The organism is Stenotrophomonas sp. LMG 10879 (assembly GCF_002750935.1).
GTDB lineage: Bacteria > Pseudomonadota > Gammaproteobacteria > Xanthomonadales > Xanthomonadaceae > Stenotrophomonas > Stenotrophomonas lactitubi_B.
In genome coordinates this window covers 324011-341395 of record NZ_PEJT01000005.1, presented here as the reverse complement: position 1 = coordinate 341395, position 17385 = coordinate 324011, and the positions used below count along the sequence as shown (strand labels likewise).

Annotated in this window: 16 protein-coding genes; 10 read left to right on the top strand and 6 right to left on the bottom strand. The window is 67.6% G+C overall.

What is annotated here, in order from left to right:
• Positions 1-85 precede the first annotated feature (85 nt).
• From CR919_RS10180 to CR919_RS10160, 5 genes are all read left to right on the top strand, one after another.
• Entirely contained in the window at positions 86-811 is a 726-nt protein-coding gene (locus tag CR919_RS10180; protein WP_099819924.1) for a suppressor of fused domain protein, read from the top strand.
• Positions 812-875: 64 nt separating this feature from the next.
• Positions 876-1841 (top strand): NAD-dependent epimerase/dehydratase family protein, encoded by a 966-nt coding sequence (locus tag CR919_RS10175; protein WP_099819923.1) that lies wholly within the window; start codon positions 876-878, stop codon positions 1839-1841.
• 90 nt (positions 1842-1931) lie between these two features.
• Positions 1932-2654, top strand: a complete 723-nt coding sequence (locus CR919_RS10170; RefSeq protein ID WP_099819922.1) for a glycosyltransferase family 2 protein — start codon at positions 1932-1934, stop codon at positions 2652-2654.
• Entirely contained in the window at positions 2654-3001 is a 348-nt protein-coding gene (locus tag CR919_RS10165; RefSeq protein ID WP_025878793.1) for a lipid-A-disaccharide synthase N-terminal domain-containing protein, read from the top strand. The genes CR919_RS10170 and CR919_RS10165 overlap by 1 nt, the downstream gene beginning before the upstream one ends.
• A 398-nt stretch (positions 3002-3399) precedes the next feature.
• Positions 3400-5172 (top strand): DUF885 family protein, encoded by a 1773-nt coding sequence (locus CR919_RS10160; RefSeq protein WP_099819921.1) that lies wholly within the window; start codon positions 3400-3402, stop codon positions 5170-5172.
• A 99-nt stretch (positions 5173-5271) separates the two neighbouring features.
• Here the strand turns inward: CR919_RS10160 and CR919_RS10155 are convergent, their stop codons facing one another.
• The 5 genes from CR919_RS10155 to CR919_RS10135 all read right to left on the bottom strand — a co-directional run bounded on the left by CR919_RS10155 (position 5272) and on the right by CR919_RS10135 (position 12024).
• The gene (locus CR919_RS10155; protein ID WP_099819920.1) at positions 5272-8481 is read right to left on the bottom strand and encodes a CusA/CzcA family heavy metal efflux RND transporter; all 3210 of its coding nucleotides are present in this window, start codon (positions 8479-8481) and stop codon (positions 5272-5274) included.
• A 9-nt stretch (positions 8482-8490) separates the two neighbouring features.
• Positions 8491-9690 carry an efflux RND transporter periplasmic adaptor subunit gene (locus tag CR919_RS10150; protein ID WP_099819919.1) on the bottom strand — a complete coding sequence of 400 codons (1200 nt, stop codon included), beginning with the start codon at positions 9688-9690 and terminating at the stop codon, positions 8491-8493.
• Complete coding sequence (locus tag CR919_RS10145; RefSeq protein WP_099819918.1) at positions 9687-10940, bottom strand: TolC family protein; 1254 nt, start codon at positions 10938-10940, stop codon at positions 9687-9689. Before CR919_RS10145 ends, CR919_RS10150 begins: the two co-directional genes overlap by 4 nt.
• Before the next feature lie 56 nt (positions 10941-10996).
• Positions 10997-11341: a hypothetical protein gene (locus CR919_RS10140; protein WP_099819917.1), complete on the bottom strand. Its 345-nt coding sequence runs from the start codon at positions 11339-11341 to the stop codon at positions 10997-10999.
• Positions 11342-11625: 284 nt separating this feature from the next.
• Positions 11626-12024: a RidA family protein gene (locus tag CR919_RS10135; protein WP_099819916.1), complete on the bottom strand. Its 399-nt coding sequence runs from the start codon at positions 12022-12024 to the stop codon at positions 11626-11628.
• A gap of 111 nt (positions 12025-12135) precedes the next feature.
• On the opposite strand from CR919_RS10135, the gene CR919_RS10130 reads away from it, so the two are divergent.
• Positions 12136-13029: a LysR family transcriptional regulator gene (locus CR919_RS10130; protein WP_099819915.1), complete on the top strand. Its 894-nt coding sequence runs from the start codon at positions 12136-12138 to the stop codon at positions 13027-13029.
• Here the strand turns inward: CR919_RS10130 and CR919_RS10125 are convergent.
• Positions 12998-14230, bottom strand: coding sequence for a glycosyltransferase (locus CR919_RS10125; protein WP_099819914.1), 1233 nt, complete (start codon positions 14228-14230; stop codon positions 12998-13000). The genes CR919_RS10130 and CR919_RS10125 overlap by 32 nt on opposite strands.
• Before the next feature lie 203 nt (positions 14231-14433).
• Between CR919_RS10125 and dnaQ the strand changes: the two genes are divergently transcribed.
• The 4 genes from dnaQ to cls all read left to right on the top strand — a co-directional run bounded on the left by dnaQ (position 14434) and on the right by cls (position 17377).
• Entirely contained in the window at positions 14434-14943 is a 510-nt protein-coding gene (dnaQ, locus tag CR919_RS10120) for a DNA polymerase III subunit epsilon (protein ID WP_099819913.1), read from the top strand.
• Positions 14944-15338: 395 nt separating this feature from the next.
• Positions 15339-15575, top strand: a complete 237-nt coding sequence (gene rpmB / locus CR919_RS10115; RefSeq protein ID WP_005411638.1) for a 50S ribosomal protein L28 — start codon at positions 15339-15341, stop codon at positions 15573-15575.
• A 10-nt stretch (positions 15576-15585) separates the two neighbouring features.
• Positions 15586-15753, top strand: a complete 168-nt coding sequence (gene rpmG / locus CR919_RS10110; RefSeq protein ID WP_170272460.1) for a 50S ribosomal protein L33 — start codon at positions 15586-15588, stop codon at positions 15751-15753.
• A 205-nt stretch (positions 15754-15958) separates the two neighbouring features.
• Positions 15959-17377, top strand: a complete 1419-nt coding sequence (gene cls, locus CR919_RS10105) for a cardiolipin synthase (protein WP_099819912.1) — start codon at positions 15959-15961, stop codon at positions 17375-17377.
• The last annotated feature ends 8 nt before the right edge of the window (positions 17378-17385 follow it).

The window sequence follows — 17385 nt, the reverse complement described above, 5'->3', positions numbered from 1 at the left end:
GGAACGCACCGCCGCGCGTGCCGGAGGCCGCGTTGTCCACCGCAGGTGGGCCGCTCCGCCCCGTGGCTCATCCAGGGAGCAGGACATGACCATTGAAGTAGACGACGTCAGCCCGGGCGGCAGCCCGATTCTCGTGCACAGCCGCGAGAAGGACTTCACCCCGGCCCACGGCGAAGAACACATCGAGGCGATCAGCGCGTACATCGAGCGCCATCTGGGGCCGATCTCCGGCGTCTTCCACGAAATCATCTCCGATATCGTGCACATCGACGTGCATGTGGTGCCCGCCACCGATGCGTGCCCGTACCTGCGTCTGGTCACCTCCGGCATGAGCGACCTGCCGATGTCCGTGCCCGATGAGGTGGACGCCCCCCGGCACATGGAACTGATGGTGACCCTGCCGGCGGATTGGCCGATCAGCGAGGACGCCTTCAAGGACGAGCGCAACTACTGGCCGGTGCGCATGCTGAAGACCCTGGCGCGATTGCCGCATGAGTACGACACCTGGCTGGGCTTCGGCCACACCATTCCCAACGGCCATCCGTCCGAGCCCTATGCACCGGGCGTGGGATTCGATGGCGCCATCGTGCTGCCGCCGGTCACCACTCCGGACGACTTCGGCACGTTGGCGCTGGAAGACGGCACCACCATTGAGTTCATGGCGATCGTGCCGCTGTACCCGGAAGAGATGGACCTGAAGCTGAAGAAGGATTCGGAAACCCTGCTGGACCGCTTCGATGCGAAGAACATCCAGGATGTCATCCAGCCGGGGCGCACCAATGTGGCCAAGAAGCGTTTCGGCCTGTTCTAGGCCCTGCGCGTACCATCAGACTTTGTAACCACTGAATTGACCGCTGGATTCCAGGCCCACCGCAATGACCATCCTGCTCACCGGCGCAGCCGGCTTCATCGGTGCCTACACCGCCCGCGCCCTGCTTGATGCGGGCCAGTCGGTGGTCGGCCTGGACAACTTCAACGATTACTACGACCCGCAGATCAAGCGCGACCGCGTGGCCGCGCTGTGCCCGACGCTGGACCTGCGCACCCTGGACCTGACCGACCGCGACGGACTGGCCGCACTGTTCGACGAAATACAGCCGACGGCGGTGATCCACCTGGCCGCGCAGGCCGGCGTGCGCTATTCGCTGGAAAACCCGCACGCCTACGTCGACAGCAACCTGGTCGGCTTCGTCAACATGCTCGAGCTGTGCCGCCACCGTGCCGTGCAGCACCTGGTGTATGCGTCCAGCAGTTCGGTGTACGGCGATTCGGCTACGCCGCCGTTTTCCGAAGACCAGCGCGTGGACCAGCCGCGCTCGCTGTACGCCGCAACCAAGGCCGCCAATGAACTGATGGCCTATACCTACGCGCAGCTGTATGGCCTGCATGCCACCGGCCTGCGCTTCTTCACCGTGTACGGCCCGTGGGGCCGGCCGGACATGGCGCCGCTGCTGTTCTCGCGCGCGGTGCTGGCCGGTCGTTCGATCGATGTGTTCAACGAAGGCCGCATGCAGCGCGACTTCACACATGTCTCCGACATCGTGGCCGGTATTCTCGGCGCCCTCGCGCATCCGGCTGATGGTCCGGTGCCGCACCGGGTGTTCAACCTCGGCAACCACACGCCGGTCGAGCTGGAGCGCTTCATCGGCGTGATCGAGCAGGCCGCCGGTCGCCCCGCGCAGAAGGTCTACAAGCCGATGCAGCCGGGCGACATGGTGCGCACGATGGCCGATACCCGGCGCGCACATGACGCATTTGGCTACGAACCGGCCATGCCCATCGAACAGGGCCTGCCACCGGTGGTGCAGTGGTGCCGCGAGTATTTTGCTGATCGCGCGTGAGAACGCATCCTCACACTGCCGGATTCATCTTCGGATAACCTCGGCGTCGGAAAATGCGCGGTCTTTGTCCCTCCTTGGCCGAGTCCCCCCATGAGCCAACCCGAGCTGTCCGTCGTCGTCCCAGTATTCAACGAGCGCGACAACGTCGCGCCCCTGGTGGCCGAAATCACCGCTGCACTGCGCGGCCGGCTGCCGTTCGAGATCGTCTACATCGACGATCATTCGCGCGATGACACCCTGGCCGTGCTGCAGGGCCTGAAGGCCACCACGCCGGAACTGCGGGTGCTGCACCACGTTTCGCAGAGCGGGCAGAGCACCGCGGTACGTACCGGCGTCAAGCATGCGCGTGCACCGTGGATCGCCACCCTCGACGGTGATGGCCAGAACGATCCGGCCGACATCCCCAAGCTGCTGCAGGCCCGCGGTGCCGCCGATGCCCAGGTGAAGCTGTTCGCCGGCTGGCGCGTCAACCGCCAGGACAGCGGCAGCAAGCGCTGGGCCAGCAAGTGGGCCAACGCCATCCGCGCGCGCATGCTGCGCGATGACACCCCCGATACCGGCTGCGGCATCAAGCTGTTCGAGCGCAACGCCTTCCTCGATCTGCCGTACTTCGATCACATGCATCGCTACCTGCCGGCGCTGATGCAGCGTGCCGGCTGGAAGACCATCAGTGTGCCGGTCAACCATCGCCACCGCACTGCCGGCGTGTCCAAGTACAACAATCTCGGTCGCGCGCTGGTCGGCATCCGCGACCTGCGTGGCGTGGCTTGGCTGATCACCCGCAGCAAGCGCACCGCGGTGGAGGAGCGTTGATGGATCTGGAGCTTCACTGGCTGGACCAGCCGCTGACGTGGTTGTACTGGACCGGCCTGCATGTGACCGGTTGGAAGCTGATCGGCTACACCGGCGCGTTGATGTTTGGCGGCCGCTGGCTGGTCCAGTTCGTCGCCTCCAAGCGCGCCGGCAAGCCGGTGATCCCGCGCCTGTTCTGGTACATGAGCGTGGTCGGCAGCCTGATGACGCTGAGCTACTTCCTGTTCTCGGCCAAGCAGGATTCGGTGGGCGTGCTGCAGAACCTGTTCCCGGCGTTCACCGCGTTGTACAGCCTGCAGCTGGACATCAAGCACCGCGGCTGGAAGCGGGACAAGGCCAGCCACTGAAGCTCGGGTAGACGCCGACCTTGGTCGGCACCGCTGTGCATCGGTAGCGCCGGGCCATGCCCGGCGGCTGTGGGATGGCGGCCAACGTCGGCCGCGCTGCGCGCTCGCGGGGCATGGCCCCGCGCTACCGCGCGCCTTCGGCGCTGGGGTCCCGGCCTGGCCTGGGTAGTGCATCGGTAGCGCCGGGCCATGCCCGGCGGCTGTGGGATGGTGGCCAACGTCGGCCGCGCTGCGCGCTCGCGGGGCATGGCCCCGCGCTACCGCGCGCCTTCGGCGCTGGGGTCCCGGCCTGCGGCCGGTTCCCGGCCCTGCCTGCGTTGCAGGCAGGACCTTCGTCCCATGCCATGCGCGGTGCGGGGTGCCATGATCGGGGTCTGCCTTCCCGGGAACCTGTGCTCGTGAAAACCCGTCTTGCCGTAGCCCTGCTGATCGCCCTGTCTGCCCCTGCCGTGGCCCTGGCCGCCCCGCCCACCGCCACCGCGCCGGCCAGCGTGGCCACTGAATCGCCCGCCGATGCTGCCTTCCGCGCGCTGTACGAGAAGGAATGGAAGTGGCGCCAGGACGGCGGCGGCGAGGCCAGCGAGGACGAAGACGCCCCGGCCAACGCCACCCGCATGCCCGACGTCGGCCCGGCCGCGCAGCAGGCACGCCTGAAGGTATGGGACGAAACCCTGGCCGCGCTGAAGAAGATCGACCCGAAGACCCTGTCGCCCGACAACCAGGTCAACTACGCGATCTACCGCGACCAGGTGTTCAACCTGGCCGAAGAAGTGCGCCTGCGCGGCTACGAGATGCCGTTCAACGCCGACTCCTCGTTCTGGTCGAACCTGTCCTTCATGGCCCGGCGCGAGATGAAGACCGTGCAGGACTACCAGAACTACATCGCGCGCCTGAATGATGTGCCGCGCTACTTCGACCAGCAGACCGACAACATGCGTGCCGGCCTGAAGCGCGGCTTCAGCGTGCCGCGTGCGGTGCTCGATGGTCGCGAGGTGTCCATCGCCACCGTCGCCGAACTGAAGGATCCGACCGAATCGCCGTTGTACGCGCCGTTCAAGAAGCTGCCCAACACCGTCCCGGCGGCCGAGCGGGCCAAGCTGCAGGCACAGGCGCGCGCGGCGATCAGCGGCAAGGTGGTGCCGGCGTTCCAGCAGCTGCGCACCTTCTTCGTCAACGAATACGTGCCGCAGGCGCGTACCACCCTGGCCGCCGAAGCGATGCCCGACGGCAAGGCGTACTACAAGCAGCAGATCCACGAATACACCACGCTGGACCTGTCGCCGGACGAGATCCACCGCATCGGCCTGGATGAAGTGGCACGCATCCAGAAGGAAATGAACGACATCATCAAGCAGGTGAAGTTCAAGGGCAGCTTTGCCGAGTTCCTGACCTTCCTGCGTACCGACCCGCAGTTCTATGCCAGGACGCCGGAAGAACTGCTGTCGCGTGCCGCATGGATCTCCAAGCGGGCCGATGGCCAGCTCGGCAAGTACATGACATTGCCGCGTGCGCGCTTCACCATCGTGCCGGTGCCGCCGGACATCGCGCCGTTCTGGACCGCCGGCCGGGGTGGCATGGGCACCTATTGGCTCAACACCTACAACCTGCCGTCGCGCCCGCTGTACAACCTGCCGGCGTTGACCCTGCACGAATCCGATCCGGGCCATGCACTGCAGGGTGCCATCGCCGCCGAGCAGAAGAACCTGCCGGAGTTCCGCCGCAATGCCTACATCTCCGCCTATGGCGAAGGCTGGGCGCTGTACTGCGAGAAGCTGGGCGTGGAAATGGGCATCTACGAAACCCCGTACGAGGATTTCGGTCGCCTGACCTACGAGATGTGGCGCGCCACGCGCCTGGTGATCGACACCGGCGTGCACAGCAAGGGCTGGAGCCGCGAGCAGGCGCTGGCCTACCTGCGTGACCACACGGCGCTGAGCGAGCACGAAGTGACCACCGAAGTGGACCGCTACATTTCCTGGCCTGGTCAGGCGTTGAGCTACAAGCTCGGCGAGATCGCCATCGTGCGCCTGCGCGCGCAGGCGGAGAAGGAACTGGGTGACAAGTTCGACATCAAAGGCTTCCACGACACGCTGCTGAAGCAGGGCTCGGTGCCGTTGCCGGTACTGGAACAGCAGATCCAGGCGTACATCGTCGAACGCAAGAAGGCCTGACCGCCGTGTGGTCGGGTCGGAGCCCCGCGGTGGCGGGGATCCGACCCGGGCTCGGGCTCGGATCCCTTTCCTGTGGAAAGGGCTCCGACCCCTCCCACCTCACCCCACCGTCCGCACCTTCGCCACGCGCGCGGCGAAGGTCGGCAGCACCAGCAGGGTCAGCACCGTGGCGGTGATCAAGCCACCGATCACCACCGTCGCCAGCGGCTTCTGCACTTCCGCACCGGAACCACTGGCGATCGCCATCGGGATGAAGCCGACGATGGCCACCAGCGCGGTGGTCAGCACCGCGCGGATACGGCTGGACGCACCATTGATCGCGGCCATCATCGGCACGTCACCGGCGTCCAGGCGCTCGCGGATCGCCTGCATCAGCACCAGGCCATTGAGCGTGGCCACGCCGGACACCGCGATGAAGCCCACCGCTGCCGACACCGAGAACGGCATGCCGCGCAGCAGCAGGGCGAGGATGCCGCCGACCAGCGCCAGCGGCACGCAGCTGAACACCAGGATGGCTTCCTTGCCACTGCGCAGGGCCATGAACAGCAGGCTGCCGATCAGCAGGAACACCACCGGCACCACCGTGGCCAGGCGCTTTTCCGCACGCTGCAGGTTCTCGAACTGGCCACCCCAGGTCAGGTACGCACCGGGCGGCAGCGCCACCTCGGCGACGGCGGTCTGCGCCTCACCAACGAAGCCGCCGAGATCGCGGCCACGCACGTTGGCCTGCACCACCACCCGGCGGCTGCCGTTGTTGCGGCTGATCTGGTTCGGCCCTTCGCTGACGCTGATGCGCGCGACCGAGGACAGCGGAATCACCACGCCGGCCGGCGTGGCGATCGGCAGCGAGGCCAGCTGATCCGGGTCGTTGCGTGCGCTGTCGTCCAGCCGCACAACTACATCGAAGCGACGGTCGCCCTCGAAGATCTTGCCCGCCGCCGTGCCGCCGATGCCGGTAGACAGCGCATCGCTGACGTCCGCGGCGGTCAGCCCGTACTGCGCCGCTGCCACATGGTCGATCTTGACGTTGAGCGTGGGCAGGCCGGAAATCTGCTCCACGCGCACATCGGCCGCGCCTTCCACCGCACGCAGTTTCAGCGCCACCTGGTCGGCCACCTTCTGCAGCTGGCTGAAGTCATCGCCGAAGATCATCACCGCCAGATCGGTCCGCACGCCGGAAATCAGCTCGTTGAAGCGCAGCTCGATCGGCTGGCTGAACTCGAAGCTGTTGCCCAGCTGCTGGCCAGCCAGCTTTTCGAAGCGGGCCACCAGTGCTTCCTTGCCCAGCTTCGGGTCGGGCCAGTCCGCACGTGGCTTGAGCACGATCACACTGTCGGAAATGTTGGTCGGCATCGGGTCGATCGCCGCTTCGGCGGTACCGGTACGCGAGAACACCGTTTCCACTTCCGGTTGCTGGGCAATCGCCTTTTCCAGCGCCAGCTGCATCGCCAGCGACTGCTCCAGCGAGGTCGACGGCACGCGCAGTGCCTGCATCGCCACGTTGCCTTCATCCAGGGTAGGCATGAACTCGCGGCCGAGCAGGCCGAACGAACCAATACCCACCAGCAGCATCAGGCCCGCACCCGCCACCACCGACCGTGGCCGCGCGACGGCCTGGCGGATGATCGGCTCGATGCGCCCACGCAGCACGCGGATCAGCTTCGTTTCGTGCTCGCCATCATCGCGGTGCGCCTCGCCGTCCTTCAGCTTCGGCTCGCGCACCAGCAGTGCGGCCATCGCCGGCACGAAGGTGAAGGAGAAGATGAAGGCACCCACCAGCGCCAGCATGAAGGTCGCCGCCATCGGGTGGAACGTCTTGCCCTCCACGCCTTCCAGAGTGAGGATCGGCGCGAACACCAGCAGGATGATCAGCTGGCCGAACGCTGCCGGTCGTGCCATTTTGCGCGCCGAATCAGCCGCGACACGCAGGCGTTCCATCGTGGTCAACGCGCGGCCCAGTTCGGCACGACGCTGGCCCAGCATCAGCAGCGTTGATTCGATCACGATCACCGCGCCGTCCACCAGAATGCCGAAGTCCAGCGCACCCAGGCTCATCAGGTTGCCGCTGATGCCGAAGCGGTTCATGCCGATCACTGCGAACAGGAACGACAGCGGGATCACCAGTGCGGTGATCGCCGCCGCGCGCAGGTTGCCGAGCAGCAGGAACAGCACCACCACCACCAGCAGCGCGCCCTCGGTGAGGTTCTTGGCCACGGTCTTGATGGTGGAATTGACCAGCACGCTGCGGTCCAGCACCGGCGCTGCCACGATGTCGGCCGGCAGCGATTTGTTCACTTGTTCCAGGCGCGCGGCGGCGGCCTGGGCCACGGTGCGGCTGTTGCCACCGGCGATCATCAGCGCGGTACCCAGCACGGCTTCATGGCCGTTGCGGCTGGCCGCACCCAGGCGCGGTGCGCGGCTCAGTTCGACCTCGGCCACATCGGACACCCGTACCACCACGCCGTTGCGGGTGGCCACCGGCGCTTGTGCCAGATCGTCGGTGGTCAGCGCCAGGCCATCGGCACGCACCACCAGGCCTTCGCCGGCACGCTGTACGAAGCCGGCACCGGCCTGCACGTTGGAGCGCTGCAGGGCCGTCACCAGGTCCGCCAGGCCGAGGCCATGCGCGGCCAACCGTGCGCTGTCCGGATGCACGCCGTATTCCTTGACGTAGCCACCGACGGTGTCCACGCCGGCCAGCCCGGGGCTGGAACGCATCTGCGGCGCGATGATCCAGTCCTGCACGGTGCGCAGGTAGGTGGCGCGTTCTTCCGGCGTGCGCAGCAGATTGCCTTCCGGCGTGCGGTAGACCTCACCGGCCTGCCAGCCGGCTTCACCGGGCTTGGCCAGCTTCGCAGGGTCGAACGCGGTGAAGTCCACCGTCCACATCAACACCTCGCCGAGGCCGGTGGTGACCGGCGACAGCATCGGCGAGGCACCCTCGGGCAGCGCTTCGGCGGCTTCGCGCATGCGCTCGGCCACCTGCTGGCGGGCGAAGTAGATGTCGGTGGCATCGGTGAAGATCGCGGTGACCTGCGAGAAGCCATTGCGCGACAGCGAACGGGTGGTGGTCAGGCCGGGGATGCCGGCCAGCGCGGTTTCCAGCGGATAGGTCACCTGCCGCTCGATCTGCTCGGGCGTCAGTGCCGGAGCCACGGTGTTGATCTGCACCTGGCGGTTGGTGATGTCCGGTACCGCATCGATCGGCAGCTTGCCGAGCTGGAACAGGCCCACCGCGGCAACGAGTGCAGCCAGGGCCACGACCAGCCAGCGGTGGCGTACCGCGGTTTCAATGATGAGCTTGAACATGGAAGGCCCTCAGTGCCCGTGCTCGGCTTCGCCCTTGGCCAGTTCGGCCTTGAGCAGGAAGGCGTTGGCGCCGACGATGCGTTCGCTGCCGCTCAGGCCACCGAGGATCTCGATGCGGTCGCCGGCACGTCGGCCAACCAGCACCGGCTGCATCTTGAAGCCGCCCTCGACCGCGACGAATACCGCGCTGCTGCCATCCACGTTCTGCACGGCATCGGCCGGCACGCTCAACGCGCCATCCTTGCCGTCGGTGACCACTACTGCAGACACCGGCGAACCAGCTGGCGGCAATGCGGCATTGACCGGCGTGGCACGGATTACCGCTACGCCGCCCTGCTGACGCACATCGGCGGCCGAACCGGTGACGGTGGCACTGAAGCTGCCGCCCGGCACGCTCACTTCCAGCGTCATGCCCGGGCTGACCTGCGCGGCCAGCGCCGGCGGTGCGGTGAACACCAGCTCGTTCATCGACGGATCGGCGACGTCGGCCACCGGGCTGCCGGCCGCCACCACGCCACCCGGCGTGACCTGCACGTTGCCGACGATGCCGGCCACCGGGCTGGTGATGCGCACGCGGCCGCTGCTGTCGGGTGAACCGTTGGCGGCGGCCTGTGCCTGTGCGGCCGCGGCCTGCGCCTGCGCCGCCAGCGAGCGCGCGCGTGAGGTTTCCAGTTCCTGCCGGGCGACCACGCCCTGCTCGACCAGCGCCTTGTCGCGGCCATGGGCCAGGCGCGCCGCCTCGGCTTCCGCAGCGGCGGCAACCGCATTGGCGCGGAACACCGCCGCTTCGCCGCTGACCACGATCGCCAGCGCCTGGTTCTGCTTCACTGCGGTGCCGGGTGCGACCAGCACGCGCTCCACACGCCCGGTCACGGTTGAGGCGACCGATGCACGCGCACCGATCGAAGGTTCGACCCGGCCGGACAGCCGCGTCGAACCGCCGCCGCCGCGGCCGACGGCGACCACGTCGATGCCGGAAGCCTTGATCTGCTCGGGCGTCAGCTGCACCACGCCTTCATCGGCGTCGGGCACCTTGCGTGTTTCGGCCTTGGCTTCGGTACTGTCAGCGGCGTGGCCATGGCCATCGTCGGCTGCTGCCTTGCGGGCGGCATCCGATGCGTCCGGGTTCTGTGCGTTGCCGGAGCAGCCAGCCAGCACTACGGTCAGCAGCAGGCCACCAACCAGGGGGAAAGAACGGGACAGGTTCATCGGGCCTCCACAAAAGGTGCGCGCCCTTCGAGGCGGGCGAGATCGATTTCCGCGCCGACGCGCGACAAGCGCGCGTCCACGGCGGTGCCGCGGGCGGCGATGAGTGCACTGCGGGTGCTGCGCAGCTCCAGCTGCGAGATGCGTCCGGCGTCGAAGCCGATGCGGGCCAGCCGATACGCTTCCTCGGCGGCGAACACGCTTTCGTCGGCTGCACGGGTACGGCTGCCGGCGGCCTTCAGGCCCGCCACCGCCGACAACCGTTCCGCTTCGCTGTCACGGCGCTGCTGGTCCAGCCGCGCCTCGGCCGCGCGCTGTTCGGCACTGGCGGCGCGGATGCCACCACGGTTGCGGTCGAACAACGGGATCGAGAGGCTGACGCCGAGCGTGTAGGCCTGCTCGCGGTCCTCGCGGAAACGCGTCTGCGCGGCCGTGACGCTGAGGTCGGGCAGGGCACGCTTGCGCTCCACATCGACCAGGCGACCGGCTGCGTCCACCTCGGCTTCGGCGACGCGCACGGCCAGTGCCACATCGGTGGAGCCGCGCGGTGCCGGCGGTGCGCGGTCGAGCAGGCTGTCGTCGATGGTCTGCACCGGTGCATCCAGCAGGGCCGCACCAGCCAGGCGGGCCAGTGCGGCATCGCGGAAGGCCTGCGCCTCATCCAGCGCGGCGCTGGCATTGGCCACTTCGCTTTGTGCCTGCACGGCGCGCAACTGCGGCTCGCGGCCATGCTTGACCATGGCGGTGACCGCCGCCGCATCGTCGCGGGTGAGGGTCAGCGCTTCGTCGGCCAGGGTGTAACGACGCAGGGCGCTTTCCGCCTGTGCGTAGATCGCCGCCAGTTGGCTGGCGACATCGCTGCGGCTCTGCGAACCACGCAGGGCAGCGGCCTGTGCCTCGGCGCGGGCGGCGCGGACGCGCGCGCCACGCTGGCCCCAGACCTCCAAAGGCTGGGACAGGGTAAGCACGGTGTCGGCCCTGCCCATGCCGCCGTAGGAGCCCGTGCCCCAGGCGTTTTCGGCGGACCAGGAAAGGGAGGGGTTGGGCAGCGCCCGGGCCTGGTCGGCGCGGGCGTCGGCCGCCTCGGCCAATGCCGCGCCGACGCGGGTGCCGGGCAGCTGGTCGAGACGTTCTAGCAGGGTGTCATACGAAGGTGCGGCTTGTGCGGCGACCTGTGCGGCGGGGATCAGGCCCAGCAGCACGGCGACGACCAGCCCGGCCGCGCGCGGCGACCGACGTGTCAGGATCGACATAGGGGGATTCCGGTTGTGAGTGAAACGGGAGCCCGCGATTGCGGGACGCGCTCAACTCACGCCCGGGGGGGACGTGCCAGTTCGTCCTGGGCGACCGCATAGGTCGCCGCGTCGCCTGCATTCATCCAGCGCGCCGGTTGCGGCGTGCCAAAGGCGGCGAAGGTGCTCGCCGGCAGGCTCAGGTTGGAGTGGTGGCAGTGGTTATGACTGCAGGCACCGGTGTGCTTGCCGTCGTTGTCACTGTCACCGTCGGGCTCTTCGGCAGCCGGCTCCACATGCACCACGGTGCTGTCGTGCGGTTCCACCGCACACGCCAGAACATCGGCCACCGGTACGACCACGAACGCCGCCATCAGCAGCATCAGCAGGGTCGAACGAAGGTGGCGGGCGATCCGGCGCATGGAGGGGAGGCTAGCAAGCGGTTTTCGGTGGATACAATATCAATGGCCACCTCGGGAATTCGTCGGAACCTGCCGTTCAGGTGCGCCGCGCACGGGACTGCTGCTCTGGTAGGTGCCGACCTTGGTCGGCACGCCTTTCGGTCCGTGGGGTGCGACACCGGGATGCACTTCTGTAGAGCCGAACCCATGCTCGGCTGCTTTCGCGCGACCAGCCGCCCCGGTAGGTGTCGACCTTGGTCGACACGCTTTTTGACCCCCGACACATTGCCGGCCAGCGGCTGGCACTACCGGTCTGCAGGCAGCTCCGCGATCACCTTGATCTCGAACTGGAAGCCATACAGCCAGGTCACGCCGATGCCGGTCAGGGTCGGGTGCGGCGCTTCGCCCCAGTACTCCGGCACGATCGCCCAGGCCTTTTCGAAGTTGGTTTCCGGGTCGACCAGGAACACGGTCACGTCGATCACGTCGTCGAACGTGCAGCCGGCCGCGGCCAGCACCGCGTTGAGATTGTCGAAGGCGCGACGCACCTGGGTCTCGAAGTCTGGCTCGGGTGAGCCGTCCTCGCGGCTGCCGACCTGGCCGGAGACGAACAGGAAGCCATTGGACCGGATCGCCGGTGAGTAACGATTGCGCTCGTACAGCGCCTGCCGGCCGGCGGGAAAGACGACATCACGGTGGGACATAAGACGGATTCCAGAGGGGGAGAAGACCATCCTCCCCGCTGCCGCTGTCTGGATAAACCGCGATGATGCGCCTAGATTGATTGGTAATTCCAAATAATCAGGGCCGCTGACATGGACCGCTTCGAGGCGATGCGGGCCTTCGCCCGGGTGGTGGAGACCGGCAGCTTCACCCGCGCCGCGCATACGCTGCAGCTCAGCCGCACCACGGTCACCCAGCTGGTGCAGCAGCTGGAGGCACATCTGCGGCTGCGGCTGCTCAACCGCACCACGCGCCGGGTCAGTGTCACCGCCGATGGCGCGGCGTATTACCCGCGCATCGTGCGTCTGCTGGCCGAGCTGGAAGAGGTGGAGGGCGGCCTGGGCGATGCCGCCGCACAACCGCGCGGTCGCCTGCGCATCGATGTGCCCGGCCCGTACGCGCGGCTGCGGCTGGTGCCGGCGCTGCCCGGTTTCCAGGCGCGCTATCCGGAGATCCAGCTGGAGGTGGGGGTCAGCGACCGCGAGGTTGATGTCATCGCCGACAACGTCGACTGCGTGATCCGTGGCGGCACCCCGGCCGACCCGGCGTTGGTGGCGCGGCCGTTGGCGAGCCTGCCGATCGGCTTCCATGCCAGCCCGGGCTATGTGCAGCAGTTCGGTATGCCGGAACACCCGCGCGCGCTGCAAGGGCCGGACCACCACACGGTCGGTTTCCTCAGCCCGCGCAGTGGCCGCGCCCGCGTGTTCAGCGCGAAGCGCGGCGCCGAGCGCTTCGAGGTGCAGGGGCGTTATTCCATCGGCTTCGATGATGGCAACGCCTATCTGGCAGCGGGTCTGGCCGGCCTCGGCGTGGTCGCGTTGCCCAGCTACATGGCCGAACCGCACGTGGCGCGCGGTGAGCTGCTGCCGGTGCTGCAGGCTTGGCAGCTGCCGCCGATGCCGATGCACGTGATGTTCCCGCCGAACCGGCACATGAGCCAGCGGCTGCGGGTGTTCATTGATTGGGTGGTGGAAACGTTGGGCTGAGCGACCGCTCGATCGCCGCCACGCCGCATGCCACTCCGTCCTCGTTCGCCATCGCAGCGCCCAGCGCGGCTGCACGCGCGCGCGTATCCGCCTGCTCGGCGAACGCCAGTGCATCGGCCAACGCCTGCGCCTGCAACCGTTTCGGTGACAGCGGCGCAGGCGCTACACCCAGCCGCTGAAGGCGATCGGCCCAGAAGAACTGGTCGGCGGCGAACGGCATCACCATCGACGGTATGCCGGCGCGACAGGCCGAATGCGTGGTGCCGCTGCCACCATGATGGATCGCCAGCGCGCAGCGCGGCAGCAAGGCTTCATGCGGGGTGGGCCCGATCACCAGCACCGTGTCGGGCAGCGCCATGTCGGGCACGCCGACCCAACCGGGGAACAGCAGCACGCGGCGCGGTGCCAGCGCTGCCAACAGCGCCGGCAACACGCGTTCGCGGTCGAAGCCGGTCATGCTGCCAAAGCCCAGGTAGACCGGCGGTGGCCCTGCATTGAGGAAGGCCTGTAGTTCGGCTGACGGCTGCCACGGCGCTGCGGGTGCCGACCATTGGCCGCACACGAGGTGATCGGCCGGCCAGTCCGAAGGCGGCGGCAACAGCTGTGGCGAGACGCCGTACAGCATCGGCAGGCCGGTCCACAGCGAGCGTCGTGGCGGCTGCCCGGCGTGCTGGCGGGCCGCGTTGATCGGGCCGCGGAACTGCCGCCAGATCAGGCCGTTGACCAGCCCGTAGCTGGCCCGGTTCAACCATCCCGGCGAGCGCCCGGGTGGCAGGAAGGGCGAGCGGAATGCGCGCGTTGGCGTCAGCGGAATCATGCCGGCGCCGATCACCGGAAGACCACGACGTTCGCCAACGCTCATGCCGACGAACGCCGCCAGGCCGCCGGTCATGATCGCATCGCAGCCCTCGGCTGCAGCATCGGCCTGGCGCATCCAGCCGGCGACGTGCTGCAGCGCCATCCGTGCCAGCCCGGTGCTGGCGGCGGCCACGCCGTTGCCGCGCGAGACCAGCGCCACCACTTCATCGTGGATGTCGCCTTCCAGCGCCGCGTGCGGGACGCCCATTGTTTTCGCGCTGCCCAGAGTGCCGCCGTCGGCCAACAGCATGACCTCGTTGCCGGCCGCGATCAGCCCGTGGCAGAGCATGACCAGCGGGCGCGTATCGCCTTCGGTGCCGTAGGTGAGGGCCAGCAATCGCATTGGAGCCTCCGCAGTGAAACGGCAGTATGCCGGTATCGCAGTGTTCGTCCCGCCTACCCGCTGGCGCGCCGCATGGGACAATCCCGCATCACCTGCCCACGCTGCACGGGCGCGCGCACCAGGATCCAGCACCGCATGACCGCACTCCCTTCACTACCGTCCCTTGTCTCCTGCCTGCGCGTTGCTGCTCACAGGTGTGCGGCATGAGCCGCGTCGTTGCGCTGGATACCGAAACCACCGGCATCTCGCATCGTCTGGGCCACCGGGTGATTGAAATCGGGGCGGTGGAACTGATCGATGGGCAGCTCAGCGGCCGCCAGTTCCACACCTATCTGCAGCCGCAGCGCAAAGTGGACTGGGGCGCGCAGCGCGTGCACGGCATCAGCGATGCGATGCTGGTGGGCAAGCCGCTGTTCGCGAGCAAGGCCGCCGAGCTGCTGGAGTTCCTGGGTGGCAGCGAGATGGTCGCGCACAACGCCACTTTCGATGTCGGCTTCCTCGACAACGAGCTGCGCCTGGCCGGCATCGCCGAAGGGCTGGCCCAGCACTGCCGCGTGACCTGCAGCCTGAAGCTGGCCCGCAACCGTTGGCCGGGCATGCCCAACAAGCTCGACGATGTGCTGCAGCGCCTGCGTATTCCCGGCACCCGCGGCCTGCATGGCGCACTGAAGGATGCGCACCTGCTGGCCCAGGTGGTGCCGCACCTGCGTTGAGCTGGCCCTGTCGCTGTTGTAGAGCCGAGCCGACGCTCGGCTGCTTCTCCCTGTATGACCCAGCCGAGCGTGGGCTATGCCGGTCGTCCTGACCGTCACCCTACGGGCCGTCGCAAGCGACGTTGGCAGCGGCTCCTGCCGCTACCTTCGGTTCTACAAGGGCCACCGTCGCCGTGTTCAGCCGTGCCCTGTGGGTAACTTGCGCAAGGTCTTGATTGCGTGCATAATGCGCGGCTCGCTGTGTCCGGTTTCGTACCGGGCGGCGCCCCCGGGAGCACGTCCCCGGCCGCCCAACGCCAGCGTAACCCTTTGATTCTCTTGACGTGTGGTGGGCAACCATCGAGGCCGCCGTCTCCCGGGCTACGGGCTGACACAACTTACTATCGAGGTGCGCCATGTCCCGCGTATGCCAGGTTTCCGGCAAGCGAGTGCAGACGGGTAACAACGTCTCGCACGCCAACAACAAGACCCGTCGTCGTTTCCTGCCGAATCTGCACGAGCGCCGCTTCTGGGTTGCCAGCGAGAACCGCTGGGTGAAGCTTCGTGTTTCCGCGCATGCACTGCGCACCATCGACAAGAACGGTATCGATTCCGTTCTGGCTGAGCTGCGTGCGCGCGGCGAAAAGGTCTGAGGAGTAGACGATCATGGCAGGCAAGCGCGATAAGGTCCGTATGATTTCGACCGCTGGTACCGGTCACTTCTACACGACCGACAAGAACAAGAAGAACACCCCGGGGAAGATGGAATTCTCCAAGTACGATCCGGTCGTGCGCAAGCACGTCCCGTACAAGGAAGGCAAGATCAAGTAATCCGCAAGGATTGCTGATTGCCTCCGAAGAAACCCGCCCTCGTGGCGGGTTTTTTTGTGGCCCCCCGCCCCCGGTAGGTGTCGACCTCGGTCGACACGTTCCGACCCCGGTGGGTGCCGACCGTTGGTCGGCACGCTTGGCGCGGCTCGACTCCACCCACCCCGCTGGGCAGAATGGCCCATCACCCTCCCGACGGGCGCGCCTGATGCTGTTCGAGTGGTTGCTGGGTTCGTATCTGCTGCTGATCGACTGGCTGATCCGGCTGGTGGCGCTGTGCTGGATCCCCACCCGCACCACGCCGGGCGCGGCGCGCAGCTGGCTGCTGCTGGTCGGCTTCGTGCCGCTGCTGGGCCTGCCGCTGTACCTGCTGTTTGGCCACCCGTGGCTGTCGCGCGAACGCATCCGCCGGCAGGCCGAGGCCTCGCAGGTGATCCGCGAGGAGCAGGCGCTGCAGCGCCGACTGCGCTGGACGCCACAGCCCGACTCGGCCAGTGCCGAAGTGGTGCCGCTGGTGCAGCGCCAGGGCGATTTCATGCCGGTGCATGGCAACGCGGTCGACCTGCTGACCGACTACGACGAATCACTGCACAACCTGATCGCCGATATCGACCAGGCCCAGGACCGGGTGCACCTGCTGTACTACCTGATGTTCGATGACACCGTAGGCGAGGCCATCGTCGAAGCCCTGCAGCGTGCCGCAGCGCGTGGCGTGCAGTGCCGCGTGCTGCTGGATGCGGTGGGCGCCAAGCGTGGCCTGCGTGCGTACAGCAAGCGGCTGCGGTCACGTGACGTCGAAGTGCGCGCGATGCTGCCCGGCGGCCTGCGCTGGCGCCGCAGCGGACGCATGGACCTGCGCAACCATCGCAAGATCGCGGTGATCGACAACGAAGTGGGCTATGTCGGTTCGCAGAACCTGGCGCGGCCTGAATTCGTTGCCGGCCACCCCAACCGCGAGCTGGTGGCGCGCGTGCGCGGGCCGGCGGTGGCGCACCTTGAAGCGGTGTTCGCCAGCGACTGGTACATCGAAACCGGGCAGCGCCTGGACGTCATCGCCGACGTGCCGGTGTGCAGCGAGGACATCGCCACCCAGCTGCTGCCCAGCGGCCCGGCCTACCCCTACAGCAACGCACGCGATGCGGTGGCCGCGCTGATCCATCTTGCCCGGCGCCGGCTGGTGATGGTGACGCCGTACTTCGTGCCCGACGAGGCAACCCTGAGTGCACTGCGCATCGCTGCATTGTCCGGCGTGCAGGTGCAGCTGATCCTGTCGGCCAGCAACAACCAGCGGCTGACCTCGTGGGCGCAGGAGGCCTACTACGATGAGCTGCTGCGCTGCGGGGTGCAGATCGCGCTGTACGAGCCGCAGTTCCTGCATGCCAAGCACATGAGCGTGGACGAGGACATCGCCGTGCTCGGGTCGATCAACATGGATATCCGCTCGTTCGCGCTGAATGCCGAAATCGGCCTGATCTGTTACGACCGTCAACTGGTCACGCAGCTGACCGCCATCGAGGATGACTATCTGCGCCAGTCGCGCCTGCTGGACCTGGAGCAGTGGCGCAAGCGCCCCGCGTGGCTGCGCAGCCGAGAGGGTATCGCACGCCTGGCCGATGCGTTGATGTAGGCCAGCAC